Annotated in this window: 13 protein-coding genes and 6 tRNA genes; 12 read left to right on the top strand and 7 right to left on the bottom strand. The window is 75.1% G+C overall.

From position 1 onward, the window contains the following. Positions 1 to 21: 21 nt before the first annotated feature. Both ACQP60_RS06715 and ACQP60_RS06720 read right to left on the bottom strand, forming a co-directional pair. Positions 22 to 1,683: a S41 family peptidase gene (locus ACQP60_RS06715; protein WP_429729675.1), complete on the bottom strand. Its 1,662-nt coding sequence runs from the start codon at positions 1,681 to 1,683 to the stop codon at positions 22 to 24. Beyond that, positions 1,680 to 3,212 (bottom strand): amidohydrolase family protein, encoded by a 1,533-nt coding sequence (locus ACQP60_RS06720; protein ID WP_429729678.1) that lies wholly within the window; start codon positions 3,210 to 3,212, stop codon positions 1,680 to 1,682. The genes ACQP60_RS06715 and ACQP60_RS06720 overlap by 4 nt, the downstream gene beginning before the upstream one ends. A 188-nt stretch (positions 3,213 to 3,400) precedes the next feature. On the opposite strand from ACQP60_RS06720, the gene ACQP60_RS06725 reads away from it, so the two are divergent. Beyond that, complete coding sequence (locus ACQP60_RS06725; protein ID WP_429729681.1) at positions 3,401 to 4,189, top strand: uracil-DNA glycosylase family protein; 789 nt, start codon at positions 3,401 to 3,403, stop codon at positions 4,187 to 4,189. A gap of 78 nt (positions 4,190 to 4,267) precedes the next feature. After that, on the top strand, positions 4,268 to 4,936 hold the full coding sequence (locus tag ACQP60_RS06730) for a maleylpyruvate isomerase family mycothiol-dependent enzyme (protein WP_429729684.1): 669 nt from the start codon (positions 4,268 to 4,270) through the stop codon (positions 4,934 to 4,936). Between the two features lie 53 nt (positions 4,937 to 4,989). Here ACQP60_RS06730 and ACQP60_RS06735 read toward each other — a convergent pair. Both ACQP60_RS06735 and ACQP60_RS06740 read right to left on the bottom strand, forming a co-directional pair. Continuing rightward, a tRNA-Val gene (locus ACQP60_RS06735) sits at positions 4,990 to 5,061 on the bottom strand. A gap of 59 nt (positions 5,062 to 5,120) precedes the next feature. After that, positions 5,121 to 5,987 carry an aminotransferase class IV gene (locus ACQP60_RS06740; RefSeq protein ID WP_429729686.1) on the bottom strand — a complete coding sequence of 289 codons (867 nt, stop codon included), beginning with the start codon at positions 5,985 to 5,987 and terminating at the stop codon, positions 5,121 to 5,123. 160 nt (positions 5,988 to 6,147) lie between these two features. On the opposite strand from ACQP60_RS06740, the gene ACQP60_RS06745 reads away from it, so the two are divergent. Both ACQP60_RS06745 and ACQP60_RS06750 read left to right on the top strand, forming a co-directional pair. After that, positions 6,148 to 6,645 (top strand): COX15/CtaA family protein, encoded by a 498-nt coding sequence (locus ACQP60_RS06745; RefSeq protein ID WP_429729689.1) that lies wholly within the window; start codon positions 6,148 to 6,150, stop codon positions 6,643 to 6,645. Positions 6,646 to 6,655: 10 nt separating this feature from the next. Continuing rightward, complete coding sequence (locus ACQP60_RS06750) at positions 6,656 to 8,191, top strand: multicopper oxidase family protein (protein WP_429729692.1); 1,536 nt, start codon at positions 6,656 to 6,658, stop codon at positions 8,189 to 8,191. Positions 8,192 to 8,206: 15 nt separating this feature from the next. Here ACQP60_RS06750 and ACQP60_RS06755 read toward each other — a convergent pair whose 3' ends face one another. Next, entirely contained in the window at positions 8,207 to 8,809 is a 603-nt protein-coding gene (locus tag ACQP60_RS06755) for a dihydrofolate reductase family protein (protein ID WP_429729695.1), read from the bottom strand. A gap of 46 nt (positions 8,810 to 8,855) precedes the next feature. Next, the gene (locus ACQP60_RS06760; RefSeq protein ID WP_429729697.1) at positions 8,856 to 9,980 is read right to left on the bottom strand and encodes a chorismate-binding protein; all 1,125 of its coding nucleotides are present in this window, start codon (positions 9,978 to 9,980) and stop codon (positions 8,856 to 8,858) included. 128 nt (positions 9,981 to 10,108) lie between these two features. On the opposite strand from ACQP60_RS06760, the gene ACQP60_RS06765 reads away from it, so the two are divergent. From ACQP60_RS06765 to ACQP60_RS06795, 7 genes are all read left to right on the top strand, one after another. After that, a tRNA-Gly gene (locus tag ACQP60_RS06765) sits at positions 10,109 to 10,181 on the top strand. A gap of 54 nt (positions 10,182 to 10,235) precedes the next feature. Then, a tRNA-Cys gene (locus ACQP60_RS06770) sits at positions 10,236 to 10,306 on the top strand. Positions 10,307 to 10,314: 8 nt separating this feature from the next. Beyond that, positions 10,315 to 10,389 (top strand) — tRNA-Val (locus ACQP60_RS06775). Between the two features lie 215 nt (positions 10,390 to 10,604). Beyond that, positions 10,605 to 10,677: transfer RNA gene (locus ACQP60_RS06780), tRNA-Gly, on the top strand. Between the two features lie 41 nt (positions 10,678 to 10,718). Continuing rightward, positions 10,719 to 10,793 (top strand) — tRNA-Val (locus tag ACQP60_RS06785). Positions 10,794 to 10,916: 123 nt separating this feature from the next. Then, complete coding sequence (locus tag ACQP60_RS06790) at positions 10,917 to 11,243, top strand: DUF2277 domain-containing protein (protein WP_429729700.1); 327 nt, start codon at positions 10,917 to 10,919, stop codon at positions 11,241 to 11,243. Positions 11,244 to 11,319: 76 nt separating this feature from the next. Further along, positions 11,320 to 11,565: a hypothetical protein gene (locus ACQP60_RS06795; protein ID WP_429729988.1), complete on the top strand. Its 246-nt coding sequence runs from the start codon at positions 11,320 to 11,322 to the stop codon at positions 11,563 to 11,565. A gap of 8 nt (positions 11,566 to 11,573) precedes the next feature. Here ACQP60_RS06795 and ACQP60_RS06800 read toward each other — a convergent pair whose 3' ends face one another. After that, positions 11,574 to 11,807 (bottom strand): hypothetical protein, encoded by a 234-nt coding sequence (locus ACQP60_RS06800; protein WP_429729703.1) that lies wholly within the window; start codon positions 11,805 to 11,807, stop codon positions 11,574 to 11,576. 328 nt (positions 11,808 to 12,135) lie between these two features. Between ACQP60_RS06800 and ACQP60_RS06805 the strand changes: the two genes are divergently transcribed. Further along, on the top strand, positions 12,136 to 13,647 hold the full coding sequence (locus ACQP60_RS06805) for a hypothetical protein (protein WP_429729706.1): 1,512 nt from the start codon (positions 12,136 to 12,138) through the stop codon (positions 13,645 to 13,647). Positions 13,648 to 13,687 lie beyond the last annotated feature (40 nt).

A 13,687-nucleotide genomic window follows, 5' to 3' on the forward strand; every position in this document is an offset into this window, starting at 1 on the left:
GCTCGGGCGGGAGGAGGCCCGCTACGCGGACGCCAGGAGCGCGGTGCAGTGCTCGAGGAGGTCGGGGTTCCCGTCCACGACGTCCCGCTCGGTCATGTCGTACCGTTCCTCGCCGACCACGCCGACGTCCTCGACGGCGAGGCCGGCGGCGCTGCCGGACCGGACCATGCGCCGCACGGCGAGGGCGAAGCCGATCCCGGGCGGGACCGGCGGGAGCGTGCGGTGGGCCGCGTGGTACGCGTACCGGACGTCGTCGCCGGTCCAGACGTTCGCGCCGCCGCCCCCGGTGGCAGCCCCGACCGCGACCACCCGCCCGATGCCGTGGTCCACGATCCCCGCCGCGAAGAGGTCGCCGCAGGAGTAGGTGTTGGCGTCCACGACGGCGACGACCGGCCCCCGGTACGCGCGCTCTGCGCCGTTGCACAGGTCCGGGTCGGCGAGCGGCAGGTGCTGGGAGAACTCCTCGCCGAGGTCGAGGGCCGACCGGAGGGAGGCGGCCCAGTCCGCGAGGTCCGCCCCGTTGCCGTCGGCCTCGGCGAGCTCGGCCATCGCCGTCGTCGCGCGGCACGCGAACCGCGCCGGCTCGACGCGCCGGTCCGTGAAGAGCTGGAACAGCCGCTCGGCCGCGTCGACGACCCCTCCCGGGTTGGACCGCAGGTCGACGACGAGCCCGTCCTGCGGCAGCCGGCGCAGGAGCCGGGCGACCTCGTCGGCGAACCGGCCCGGGTGGCGCACGTCGAACGTCCAGATCCGCAGGTAGCCGAACGTCCCGTGCGACGTCGTCACCGGCCGGGCGGCGAGGGCGTCGGGGATGCTGGTGCGCAGCCAGCCGGCGCCCTTGGCCTGGGGCTGGGCGCCCGAACGGTCCCCCTCCCACAGGTCGGTGGCGAAGAGCAGCTTGCGCGCGCGGCGGGCGGTCTCCCCGACGACGTCGATCCCGCGGCGTGTCCGGGTCGCGACCCGGTCGTCGGCGGTGGTGGCGGACCCCGGGCGGATGGCCCGCCACTCGAACCGCGCGGTGCGGTCCGGGTCCCCCGGCTGGTCCTCGGGCCGCCGGAAGCCGACGTCGACCCAGAGCTCGTCCGGCGGGGGGAGGTAGGCGAGCGGCCGCTGGGTGAGCGCCTCGAGGGCCCGCGCGCGGCGGGCGTCGGGCCGTCCCCCGGTGAGGGTGTCGGCGAACAGGTCGACCGCGCGCGTGAACGGCACCGCGTTCCACGTGGTGAGCCGGACGCCGGAGGCGAACGCCGGGTCGGGCACCTCGTCCGTCGTCTTGGTGACGAGGAACGTGGGCGACGTGTACGGGCCGAACGACTCCACCAGGAACGGCAGCGCCGCCACGTACGGGTCGGCCCCCGGCACGCCCACGAAGAGCTGGGTGTGCTGGTCGCGCAGCCGGTTGACCACCCTGGTCAGCGCCCGGAGGAACCCGGCGCTGTCGAGCAGCGGGATCTCCCGGCGCAGGGCCGCGAGCGCGCGCAGCGGGTCATAGCCGTAGAGCGCCCGCTTCTGCCCGTAGTGCACGTAGACGTCGGTGAGCAGCGTGGTCCAGAGGTCGACGAGGTCGTGCTGCTGCGGTGTGGTCAGCGCCACCGGTTCCGGCCCGGGCTCCGTCCGGGACGGCACGACGGCGTCGAGGCGGCTGCCGGCGCGCGCCCGGAGTGCGGCCGGGCTCGGGGGTGTCACCGCCCGAACCTCGCGCGCAGCGGGGCGAGGACGCCCTGCGGGATCGGCGCGGCGTCGAGAAGGTCGAAGTACGCGGCGTCGTGCTCCAGCGAAGGCACCGGCGGGATCCGCACCGTGTCCGGGTTCTTGGGCGGCCCGGCGCGGCCGGTGCGCCGGGTGTCGGGCATGTCGAGGAAGAGCTCGAGCTCCGCGTCCGGCGCGAAGCGGGGCCCGGCGGAGGCGCGGGCCTGAGCGGTCGCGATGGCCTGCTGGGGGTCCTGCTGCACGGCGCGCAGCGTGTCCATGACGGCCCGCCACGACCAGGCCCGCTCCGGGTCCGCGGGGTCCGGCAGGGCGACCCGCCGCCGTCGGCCTCCGACGGTCGCGGTGAAGCTGGGCGGAGCCGCGGCCGCCGTCATGAGGGCCGAGTCCCCGTACCGGGGGACGCCCCCGACGACGACGAGGGCGACGTCCCGCTCGCGGGCGGCGACGACGCGCGTCCAGGCGTCACCCCGCCCGCGGCCCCGCACGACGGTGACGTCCGCGAGCGCCCCGGGGACGAGGCGGCCGACGGGTCGGTGCCAGCACCGCTCGAGCAGCGTGCCGGGGTTGCTCGTCACCATCTCGACGAGCTGCGCGTCGGTGAGGTCGTAGCCGAGGTGGTCGGCGGCGATGCGGGCCACCTTCAGCTCGCCGAGGAGGTTCTTCGTGCCGGACGGGCCCCAGTCGCTGCCCAGGCAGACGGTAATACCGCGGGCGCGGGCGTCGTCCACGAGGGTGGTCTCGGCGTACAGGAGGAGGTTGGACAGCGGCGACCAGACGACGCCGCCCGCCTCGGCGGGTTCCCACCGGGCCCACCCGTCGGCGTCGACCGCGCACGCGTGCACGGCCAGCAGCGTGGGCAGCAGCCCGTCGGCACGGTCGAGGTCCGTGTAGTCGGCCAGGACGCGGGAGCCGCGGCGGCCCTCGGCACAGTGGTAGATGAACCCGGAGCCGGCGGCCATGCGTCGGACGGCGGTGGCCAGCGCCTCGCCCGTCTTGGTGACGACCGAGGTGTAGATCAGGTCGTCCCGCCCGGTACCGACGTCCTCGGCGTCGACGTTGCGCATCACCGTGCGGTACCCGCGGTTGGCGGTGGGCCATCCCTGCGCCGCGGTCGCTCCCCCGGCCATGGCGCGCACCTGCACGTAGGCGAGCAGGGCCTCGGGGCAGGCCTTCGCGTAGACCCATGCGGGCTCGGTGATCGACTCGGTGTAGGTGTCGGCGTCCGGCCAGTGCTTGTTGTGCAGCCAGGGCTCGGTGCGGCCGGGCTCGGTCCAGAGCGGCAGGGCGTTGTAGGCCAGGTGGTTGTGCATGTCGACCAACCCCGGCAGCACGAAGGCGTCGCCGACGTCGACCTCCGTGGCCCGGGAGAAGCCGGCGACCCGGCGCCGACCGGTCGTGACGTCGACGACCGCGTCCCCGTCGATCCAGACCCGCCCGCGCTCCGGCGGTTCCGTCGCCCCCTGCGCCATCGTCGCGACGTTCCCGGTGATGACCAGCTGCGCCATGGCCGTCCCCCTGCGGTCGTCCCCGGCGGGCGGGCGCCCGCACCCGGTCCGGACCGTCGACTCGTCCGGACTGTCGACTCATTGTCGGCACGGGCGACGCCGTCCCACCGGTTGCGCGGGTCGACTTCACCCGGTCCCGGGCGTGCGTGCGGGCGCCGCGCGGCGCTCCCTGTCGGTGAGGAGGCGCCATGATCACCGACCCGTTCGACACCGGTCCCACCGGCCGGTTCCGGACGCTGTGCCGTCGCTACCCCGACGACACCGTGTTCCGCGGCGCCGACGGCTTTCGGTCCCTGTGGGGGCCGGTGTTCTACCGCGGCCGCGCGAACGGCGCCGCCCGGCTGCTCGTCGTCGGGCAGGACCCGGCCCAGACCGAGGCGTTCACCCGGCGCATCCTGTCCGGGCAGGCAGGACGGCGGGTGCAGGGATTCGTCGAGAAGCTCGGATTCACGTCGAGCTACCTCATGGTCAACGCGTTCCTCTACGGCATCTACAACCAGAAGATGGCGCTGCCGCACCTGAACGACCCGGAGGTCGTCGCCTACCGGCACCGGTGGTTCGCCGCGGCGCTCGCGCCGGGCCACATCGAGGCAGTCGTGACGTTCGGCACCCCCGCCTTCGAGGCCTGGCGCACGTTCGTGGACTCGCCCGAGGCCGCCGGGGTGTCGGTGTTCCACCAGCGGGCCCTGCACCCGACGGCCGACAAGCCGGGCGGTCCCATCAGCCGCCGGGACCTCCTCGACAACTGGAACGTGGCACTGGGTCGCCTGCACGCGAGGGTCCAGCAGCCCGACGAGGCGCGCCCGCTCGTCCCCTACGGCGCGGACTTCGCACCGGACGAGCTGCCCGCCATCCCGAGCCGCGACCTCCCCGCGGGGCTCCCGGCCTGGATGCGCGACACCGACTTCTGGGCGGTGCTCGGCGACCCGCCGGGCACCGAGCGTGCCAACATCACCGTCGAGGTACCTTCCGCCTGACGACGACCGCGGCTGCCCGGCCGTCCAGACCGCTCGGCAGGCGTGGCACGACCGTCTCGACCGCACCCGGAAGGATCGATGTTGGACGCATCAGCCCTGGCGCACGTCTTCGCCGCGACCGCCGAGCGACGCCGCGCCGTCGCGGACCTGCTCGAGACGTTGGACGAGTCGCAGCTCGCCGCTCCGAGCCTGTGTGCCGGTTGGGACGTCCGCACCGTCGGAGCCCACCTCGCCCAGACCGCGGCCCCCGGCGCACTCGGAGAGTTCCTACGGGACGTCGTCCGCGCCCGGGGAAGCATCCATCGCGCGAACGACGCCGCCGCGCGGCGCGCCGGTCGGCGACCGGTCGCCCGGACCGTGGCGTTGCTCCGCGAGCGCGCCGAGAGCCGCTTCAGCCCACCGATGACCGGCCCGCGGGCACCCCTCACCGACCTCCTCGTCCACGAGGGCGACATGCGGCTCCCCCTGGGCCTCGACCACGGCCCGGAGCCTGCGCAGGTCCGCGTCGGGCTGGACTTCGTCACGTCCGGGCGGGCGATCGGGTTCGTCCCCCGCGGCCGGCTGCGGGGGCTGCGCCTCGCCGCCGCCGACCTCGACTGGTCCTGGGGCGACGGGCTCGACGTCACCGGCCGGGGCATCGACCTGCTCATGGCCGCGTGCGGCCGCGCCGCCGTCCTGCCCCGGCTCGACGGCGCCGGCCTGCCCGTCCTCGCGGCCCGGCACGACGTCGGCGACGCGGCCGGCTAGACGCACGAAGGCCGCGTCCGGAGGGACGCGGCCTTCAGCTGCCTGAGCATCGGTGGGCGATACTGGGTTCGAACCAGTGACCTCTTCGGTGTGAACGAAGCGCGCTACCACTGCGCCAATCGCCCGGTGCGTGGACGATATTAGCCACAGATCGGGCGGCGGACCAAACCGGCGCCACGGGCACTCAGGGGTCGAGGCGCTCGCGGCAGTTGCGCTCGAACAGCTCGCGGGCGGCGCGGGTCATCTCTCCCACCTCGACGTCCGCGCCGTCGAGCCACACGACCGGCTGGACGTTGCGCCCCGACGACGTGAGCGCGAGCTGCGCGCGACCCTGCGACACCTCGTCGAGCACGGTGAAGGGCAGCTCGCCCTCCTTCGCCTCGCGCACGGGCAGGCCTTCCTCCGCCGCCCACTCGAGCGTGAGGGCGCGCGTGATGCCGGCGAGGCACCCGGAGTCGAGGGTGGGCGTGACCAGCTCGCCGTCGCGCTCCACGAACACGTTCGAGCCGGTGCCCTCGCAGAGGTCGCCGACGGTGTTGGGCAGGATCGACTCGTCGCCGCCCTTGCCCACGGCGTCCGCGAGCGCCACCACGTTCTCGGCGTACGACGTCGTCTTGAGCCCGGCGACGGCGGACCGCTCGTTGCGCGGCCACGGCGAGCGCGCGGACCGTGACGTCGGCGCCATGGCCGACTGCTGCGCCGCCACGACGACAGTCTGCGGTGCGTCGACGCGGCCGGAGCCGAGCGGGCCGACGCCGGCGGTGACGGTGATGCGCAGGCGGCCGTCGAACGCGCCGTCCAGGCGCACGGCCTCGGCGAGCGCGGCGGCGACGCCGTCGCGCACCTTCTGCTCGTCGGGAGCCGCGAGCCCGAGCCCGGTGGCCGAGCGCGCGAGTCGCCGCAGGTGCCGCGTCAGCGCGAACGCCCGCCCGTCGAAGATCGTGCACGTCTCGAAGACGCCGTCCCCGACCGTGATGCCGTGGTCGACGGCGCTCAGCGCCGCCTCTCCCTGTCCGACGAGGCGGCCCTCCGCCCAGATCACCAGACTCATGGGGCCAGTGTGCCCGACTTCACGCGCGGACGGTGTCGCCCCGGGCGGCCGAGTTCACCCCTGGTTCACCCCGCCGGTTCGTAGCGACCCGCCGGCGCCCGTCTCACCATCAGAGAACGGGCCGCGACGGCGTGGCCCCCGCACCTTCGGGGTGATCGGGATGAGACAGTTGTTTCGTGTGCTCGCGTACGTGGTCGCAGCGGGCGTCGTCGTCCAAGCGGCCGTCATCGTCTACGCGGTGGCCGGCATGGGCCTCTACATCGACGACGGCGGCGTGCTCGACCAGGCCGCGATGGAGCAGGTGTTCGCCGGGGAGCGGGTCTTTCCCGAGCAGGACGGGATGCTGCTGCACGGCATGAACGGCACGATGGTGATCCCCGTCCTCGCCCTCCTGACGTTCGTCGCGTCGTTCTTCGCGGGCGTGCGCGGCGCCTGGCGCTGGGGGCTCGCGATCCTGCTGCTGGTGGCGCTCCAGGCCACGCTGGGCATCGCCGGGCACAGCGTCCCGTTCCTGGGCGGCCTGCACGGCGTGAACGCGCTGCTCCTGTTCGGCGTCTCCCTGTACACCGGCTGGCGCGTCGCGGCGCGCGGCCGGGCCGTGCGGGGCGCGCCCGCCGCCGCGGCCCCGGGACTGGCCGCCGACGGCGTCACGCCCTGACCCCGGCACCATGACGGCCGAGCGCTCACCGGTCGTGCGGCGCGTGGTCGCGGGACTGGTGGCGGCGGCCGTCGTGGTGCCGCTCGTGCTGCTCTGGCAGACCAGCCGGGCGCCGGGCCGGTTCTCCGTGACCGAGACGGGCGCCTTCGAGCGCGGCAGCGGTCCCCGCACGGCGACGCTCGAGGGCCACGCCGGCCACGGGGGCGGGAACGCCGCGACCGCCACGAGCGTCGACGCCCTGGTGGCGCCCACCGGGCCGGCCGACGTCGCCCTCACCCTCACCGCGCGCGCCGAGCGCGTCGAGCTCGCGCCGGGCGTCACGACCGACGCGTACACGGTGAACGGCACCACTCCGGGCCCGACGGTGCGCGCCGTGCAGGGCGACCTCGTCGAGGTGACGTTCGTCAACGAGAGCGTGCCGGGCGGCGCCACCCTGCACTGGCACGGGATGGACGTACCGAACGCCGCGGACGGGGTCGCGGGCGTCACCCAGGACGCCGTCTCCGTCGGGGGCTCGCACACGTACCGGTTCGTGGCCGACGACGCGGGCACCTACTGGTACCACTCCCACCAGGTCTCCCACGAGCAGGTGCGCAAGGGCCTGCTGGGGGCGGTGGTGGTGGCCCCGGCGGACGACGCGCCGACGGCGGGCGGCCCCGAGGTCGCGCGGTTGCTCGACGACGCCGTCGACGTCCCCGCGCTGGTGCACCGGTACGGGGCGCGGCGCACGGTGCAGGGCACGACCGGCGACCTGCCCGTGGCCGTCCCGCCCGGGACGGCCGCGCGCGTCCGGGTGATCAACACCGACAACGGCGTCCTCCCCGTCTGGGTGGGCGGGGCCGGCTTCCGGCTCCTCGCCGTCGACGGCACCGACGTGCACGACCCGCCCGAGGTGCGCGACCGCGCCGTCGTGGTCCCGGCCGGCGGTCGCGCGGACCTGCTCGTCGTGGCGCCGGCGGACGGTGCGGCGGCGCGCGTCGAGCTGGGCGGGTCGTCCGCCGTCGTCGTGGGACCGGACGGCGCGACGTCGTCCCCGACGCGGCGCCCGACGGCGACCCTCGACCTGCTGACCTACGGGACGCCCGCCCCGCTCGGCCTGGACCCGGCCGCCCCCGACCGGTCCTTCGACTACGTGATCGGGCGGGCGCCGGGGTTCCTGGACGGGAAGCCGGGCATGCACTGGACGGTGAACGGGCACACCTACCCGGACGTGCCGATGTTCGAGGTCGCCCGGGGCGACGTCGTGCGCATGCGGATCGACAACCGCAGCGGCACCCCGCACCCGATGCACCTGCACGGCCACCACGTCGTGGTGCTGTCCCGCGACGGCGTCGCCGCGAGCGGCAGCCCGTGGTGGACCGACTCGCTCGAGGTGGCCGACGGCGAGGTCTACGACGTCGCGTTCGTCGCGGACAACCCGGGGATCTGGATGGACCACTGCCACAACCTGCCCCACGCCACCGAGGGGCTCGTGGCGCACCTCATGTACACGGGGGTGACGACGCCGTACCTGCTCGGCCACGACAGCGGCAACGTCCCGGAGTGACGGTGCCCGGGATGCTCAGCGCCGCAGCACCAGGTGCGTCACCTCGGGCGTGACGCGGGCGTCCACGATGCGCAGGTCGTGCGACCCCACGCCCTCGAACAGGCGCACGCCCTCGACGTCGAGCACCACGGGCGCGACGTGCAGCCGCAGCTCGTCGATGAGGTCCGCGGCGAGGAACTGGTTGACGGTCGTGGCGCCGCCCGCCACCGAGACGGTCTTGTCGCCGGCTGCCTCGCGTGCCCGGGCGAGGGCCTCCTGGGGCCCGCCGGTCACGAAGTGGAACGTGGTGCCGCCCTGCATCTCGATCGGGTCGCGCTCGTGGTGCGTGAGGACGAAGACGGGCGCGTGGTACGGCGGCTCCTCGCCCCACCAGCCGCGCCAGGAGAGGTCCCACTCCCCCCGGCCCGGGCTGAACATGTTCCGGCCCATGACGAACGCGCCCGCCGCGGTGATCGCGTCGAGCTCCGCCCGGTGGTCGTCCGGGTTGTCGAACATCCACGCGTGCATGATGCGTTCGCCGTCGCCGACGCCGTCGCCGAACGGCTGGTCGAGGGACTGGTTCACCCCCGCCGAGATGCCGTCGAGGGAGATGCCGAGGTCGCAGGTCACCTGTGTCATGCACGGGGAGACGGCGCCGGGCGCGGAGACTCATCGGTGCGGCCGGTCAACGGCCCGACGACGCCAGCCCCACCAGGCGCTCCGCCTTGAGCTCCGTCTCGTCCCACTCGCGCTCGGGGTCGCTCCCCCAGGTGATCCCGGCGCCGGTACCGAACCGCAGGACGCCGCCGCCGTGTCCGTCCTCCCACCAGAAGGTGCGGATCCCGACGGCGAGCTCGGCCCTCCCGGCGTCGCCGTCGACCCAGCCCACGGCGCCGCAGTAGGGGCCGCGCGCGGTCGGTTCGAGCTCGGCGATCAGCCGCAGCGCGGACGACTTGGGCGCCCCCGACACCGACCCCGGCGGGAACGTGGCCTCGAGCACCCGCGACCAGCGCCCCGGGGCGGCGCCGACGAGCTCGCCGCGCACCCGGGACACGAGGTGGACCAGGCCGGGGTGCTCCTCGACGGCGAGCAGGTCGGTCACCTCGACGGTGCCGGGGCGGCACACGCGCTGCAGGTCGTTGCGCACCAGGTCGGTGATCATCACGTTCTCCGCGCGGTCCTTGGCCGTGAGCCCGGACGGCGTGCGCGCCGTGCCCTTGATGGGGCCGGAGGCGAGCGCGGCCACCCCGTCGGGGGCGACGTCGAGCGAGAGGTAGAGCTCGGGCGAGGCGCTCACGACCCAGACGGGGTCGAGCCCGCTCGTGGCGGGCACGTGCACCGCGGCCGCGTACGGCGCGGGGTTGCCGGCCGTGAGCCTGGCGGCGAGGGCGGCGGCGTCGGGCTCGACGACGTCCCCGCCGGCGCTCGACCCGGCCAGGGGCGCCGAGAGCACCCGGCACACGTTCACCTGGTAGACGTCGCCGCGCCGCACGCGCTCCCGGACCGTGGCCACGGCTCGGACGTAGGAGTCCCGGTCCATCGAGGTGGTCCACGCCGACGGCGCGGGCCCGCGCCAGGCCCCGGCGTCGCCGCTCGTCGCCGGCGCGGGCCCCACGTCGGCGAACCGCCACGCGCGCGCTCGACCGCCCGGCCGCGTGACGCCGTCGCGCCCCAGGTCGGCCTCGAAGTCGACGACGACGAACCACAGTCCCGAGTCGAGCCGTTCCGGCTGCTCGGAGAGGTCGACGCACTCGACGGCGCGCGACGCGCGGCGGCCGGCGAACGTGGCCCATGAGGTCGGCTCGTGCACACGAGCACGCTAGTGGGTTCGCCCGCGGGCACCTCGGCGGGGGCGATTGGACGGACCGCCAGGGGTCCACTAATGTTTGGGGCGCGCCAGAACGACGGGCACCGCAGGGTGTCCTGGTTCCTGGTCGCGCGGATGTGGCTCAGTTGGTAGAGCATCACCTTGCCAAGGTGAGGGTCGCGGGTTCGAGTCCCGTCATCCGCTCGGAGGCCCACTCTCTGATCGGCTCACCACGAGCGTCGGGAGAGCACGTCTCAAGGTGGGTTGGCCGAGAGGCGAGGCAGCGGCCTGCAAAGCCGTATACACGGGTTCGAATCCCGTACCCACCTCGCAGCACGGGCGATTGGCGCAGCGGTAGCGCGCTTCCCTGACACGGAAGAGGTCACTGGTTCGATCCCAGTATCGCCCACCAGCATCACGAAGCCCCGACCGGGATTCCGGTCGGGGCTTCGTCGTTCCCGGGAACGCCCCTGGCTGTCCGACACACCCACCGGCGCGCCGCCGACGGCCGGAGGGAACGGCAGCGTCGCAGGTCACACGGCCGCGATTGGACCAGTGCGCCGAAGGTCGAGTAATGTTCCTCAGGCGCCGGGAGGCCAGGACAGCAGTCCTGAACGACCCGGTCGCGCGGATGTGGCTCAGTTGGTAGAGCATCACCTTGCCAAGGTGAGGGTCGCGGGTTCGAGTCCCGTCATCCGCTCCGAGCTCTGCATCCCCTCTCGGGGAGCGCAGCAGCCGCACGGGCGATTGGCGCAGCGGTAGCGCGCTTCCCTGACACGGAAGAGGTCACTGGTTCGATCCCAGTATCGCCCACCAGCACGAGGCCGTCCCGGTTCGCCCGGGGCGGCCTTTCGCGTCCCCGTCGTCAGACCCGTGCTTGTCGTCCGTGCCGGTCGCCGGGTGTCGCCCTCGTCACCCCCTCGGCGTAGCGTCGAGGGCATGTGCCGCAACATCACGACCCTGCGGGGGCTCGAGCCGCCCGCCACCGACGAGGAGATCAGGGCCGCCGCGGAGCAGTTCGTCCGCAAGGTGACGGGCGTCCAGCGCTCGGCGAGCGCCGCCACCCGCGAGCCGTGCGAGCAGGCCACGGCAGAGATCGCGGAGATCGTCACCCGCCTGCTCGGCGAGCTCCCCGAGCGTCGGCAGCCGCCGAAGACCGTGCCGCCGCTGCGCCGCGAGGAGGTGCAGGCGCGCATCGCCGCGCGCCAGGCCGCGCGCGAGGAGCACGAGCGGATGCACGAGCTCGGGATCGCGCACACGCACTAGGCTCGCCCGCGTGGATCAGCCCTTCCCCGCCCCCGTCGGCGAGCCGCCGACCGCCCCCGACCCGGTCTCCGCGACGATGCACCGCGCCAAGGCGCACGCCCGGGCGTCGCACGTCACGGTGGGGCAGGTCCGGCACGGCCACGGCGGCGCCGTGGAGATCGACTGCTCCTGCGGGATGGTCCTCACCAACGGGCCGGACTGGTCCCTCGACGAGCACATCCGGCTGCACCGCGCGGAGGCGCGCTACGTCGCGCTGAGCCGCGTGGCGCCCGCCGGGATGCCGCGGCTCGTCCCCGTCGGCACGGACCGCCTCCCCCGCTGACGCTCCGGTCAGAGCTCGTCCGGGTCGTCCCAGGAGACTCCGCTCGAGGCGCCCTCGATGGGGCCGAGCTCCGCCGCGGAGAGCGACGCCGGCGCCTTCGCCGCGTCTCCCCCGGACCTGGCGTCCCGGTCACGATCGTCCAGCGGGCGCCGCCGGGGTGCCAGCCTGGCCTGCGAGGCGATCGACTCGTCCAACCTGTCCACCGGCACCGTGGGTCGGGTGCCTGTGCCATCCGTGCTCATGGGCCAAGGTCTAGCAGCCGACGGGTCTCCGCGCCCGCGCTTGGCACACTATTTCTCAGGGTCGGGTCGCGGTCGTCCTCTCCTGCGCGTCGCCCGGACGCCTGCCGGACGGTCGCTGCGCGCCACGATCGCCCGCGACATCCGGCACCTGGACGCGGGGCCGCGAAGGGTGCCCGCGGTGGCTAGAGTGTCCGCCGTGACCGCTGCCGACGCAGGCCTCGCCGACAGGGCGGCACCCGGGACACCTCCCCCGCTCCCCGGGGCGCGGGACCGTTGGCCTGGGCCCCGCCCGCTCCTGTGGGCGCCGCGGGCCCACACGGTCGAGGTCGTGCTGCCGGCGTCCGGCTCCCGGCTCCCCCTCCGCCTCGTCGGCGCGCACGAGCCCGGGTACTGGCGCGCGGACGCCGAGCTCACCCCGGGCACCGACTACCTGTTCTCGGTCGACGGCGGAGAGCCCGTCCCGGACCCGTGCAGCGCCTGGCTGCCGCGCGGCGTGCACGGCCCGTCGCGGGTGCTGGCCCAGGAGTTCGACTGGTCGGACGACGACTGGCGGGGCACCGACCTCGACACCGGCGCGCTGCTGCGCGTCGACCTGCCCACGTTCACGGCGGCCGGCACGCTCGACGCCGCCGCCGCCCTCCTCGAGGACGTCGCCGCCACGGGAGTCGTCGGCGTCGAGGTCTCCCCCGTCGCCGCCTACGACCCCGACCGCGGTCCGGCGGCCGGCGTCCGCCTGTTCGCCGTGCACGAGCCGCTCGGCGGCCCCGAGGCGCTGCAGCGCTTCGTGGACCGCGCGCACCGGTGCGGCCTCGCCGTCGTCCTGGACGCACCCCACCGCTGGGCCGTCGCCGACGACCTGGGCCTGCACGCCTTCGGCCCCTACGCCACCGGCTCGCGGATCGGCCCGCGCACGGGGGCACGGCCCGGCCCCCCGGGTTCCGACAGCCCGCGGATCAACCTCGACGGCAGCGGGAGCCGCGGGCCGCGCGACTTCCTCGTGGCCGACGCCGAGCGCTGGCTGCGGGACTTCCACGTGGACGGCCTGCTGCTCGACGTCGAGGCGCTCGTGGACCGTTCCGCGGTGCCCTTCCTCGGTGAGCTCGCGGAGGACGTGCACCACCTCGGCGAGCAGCTCGGCCGCCGGCTCCACCTCCTCGTCGACGGTCCGGGACGCAGCGACCGGCTCACCACCGTCGTGCACGACATCCTCGCCGCGCCGGGAGACGCCGACCCCGTCCAGGACCTGCGCCAGCTCGCGCACGAGGTGTTCCCGCCGACGACGGACCCGTGGCGGCCGCCCAGCCTGCGGCGCGCGCACCGCGCCACGCAGCGGGCCTCCGCGGTCCTGGTGCGCGACCTCACGCGGCTGCCCGCCGCCAACCGCTCCGTCCCGTGGACGCCCGACGCGGGCGAGCCCTCCCGCGAGGCCCCGGGCGTCACCGACGACGACCGCGCCTGCCTGCTGACGTTCGCCATCCTCGCCGGGACGCCACCGGTGCTCGACACCGAGCACGTGCCCGTGCCCGCGCGGGACGACCGGGCACGGCGCCTCGTCGACTGGACCAGGACGCTCGTCGCGCTGCGCCCCGTCGCGGCGGCGGACCGCGACCTGCCCGTGGAGGTGCGCACCGAGGGGGCAGCGCTGCTCGGCCGGCGCGGACGGACCGCCGTCGCCCTCGTCACCGGCACCGAGGCGGCGGGGGTCGACGTCTCGTCGCTCCCGGACGACATGAAGGTCGTGGCCGCCTGGGACCCGGCGAGAACCACCCTCGCGGACGGCGTCCTCCGGCTCCCCCCGCGGTCCCCCGCCGTGCTGCACTCCGACCCGGTCGAGCCGTAGCGACGGCGACCGGTCGGGGACGCGTCAGGTCGGACTTCGA

The sequence above is a fragment of the Isoptericola variabilis genome, assembly GCF_050311655.1.
GTDB classification, from domain to species: Bacteria; Actinomycetota; Actinomycetes; order Actinomycetales; family Cellulomonadaceae; genus Isoptericola; species Isoptericola variabilis.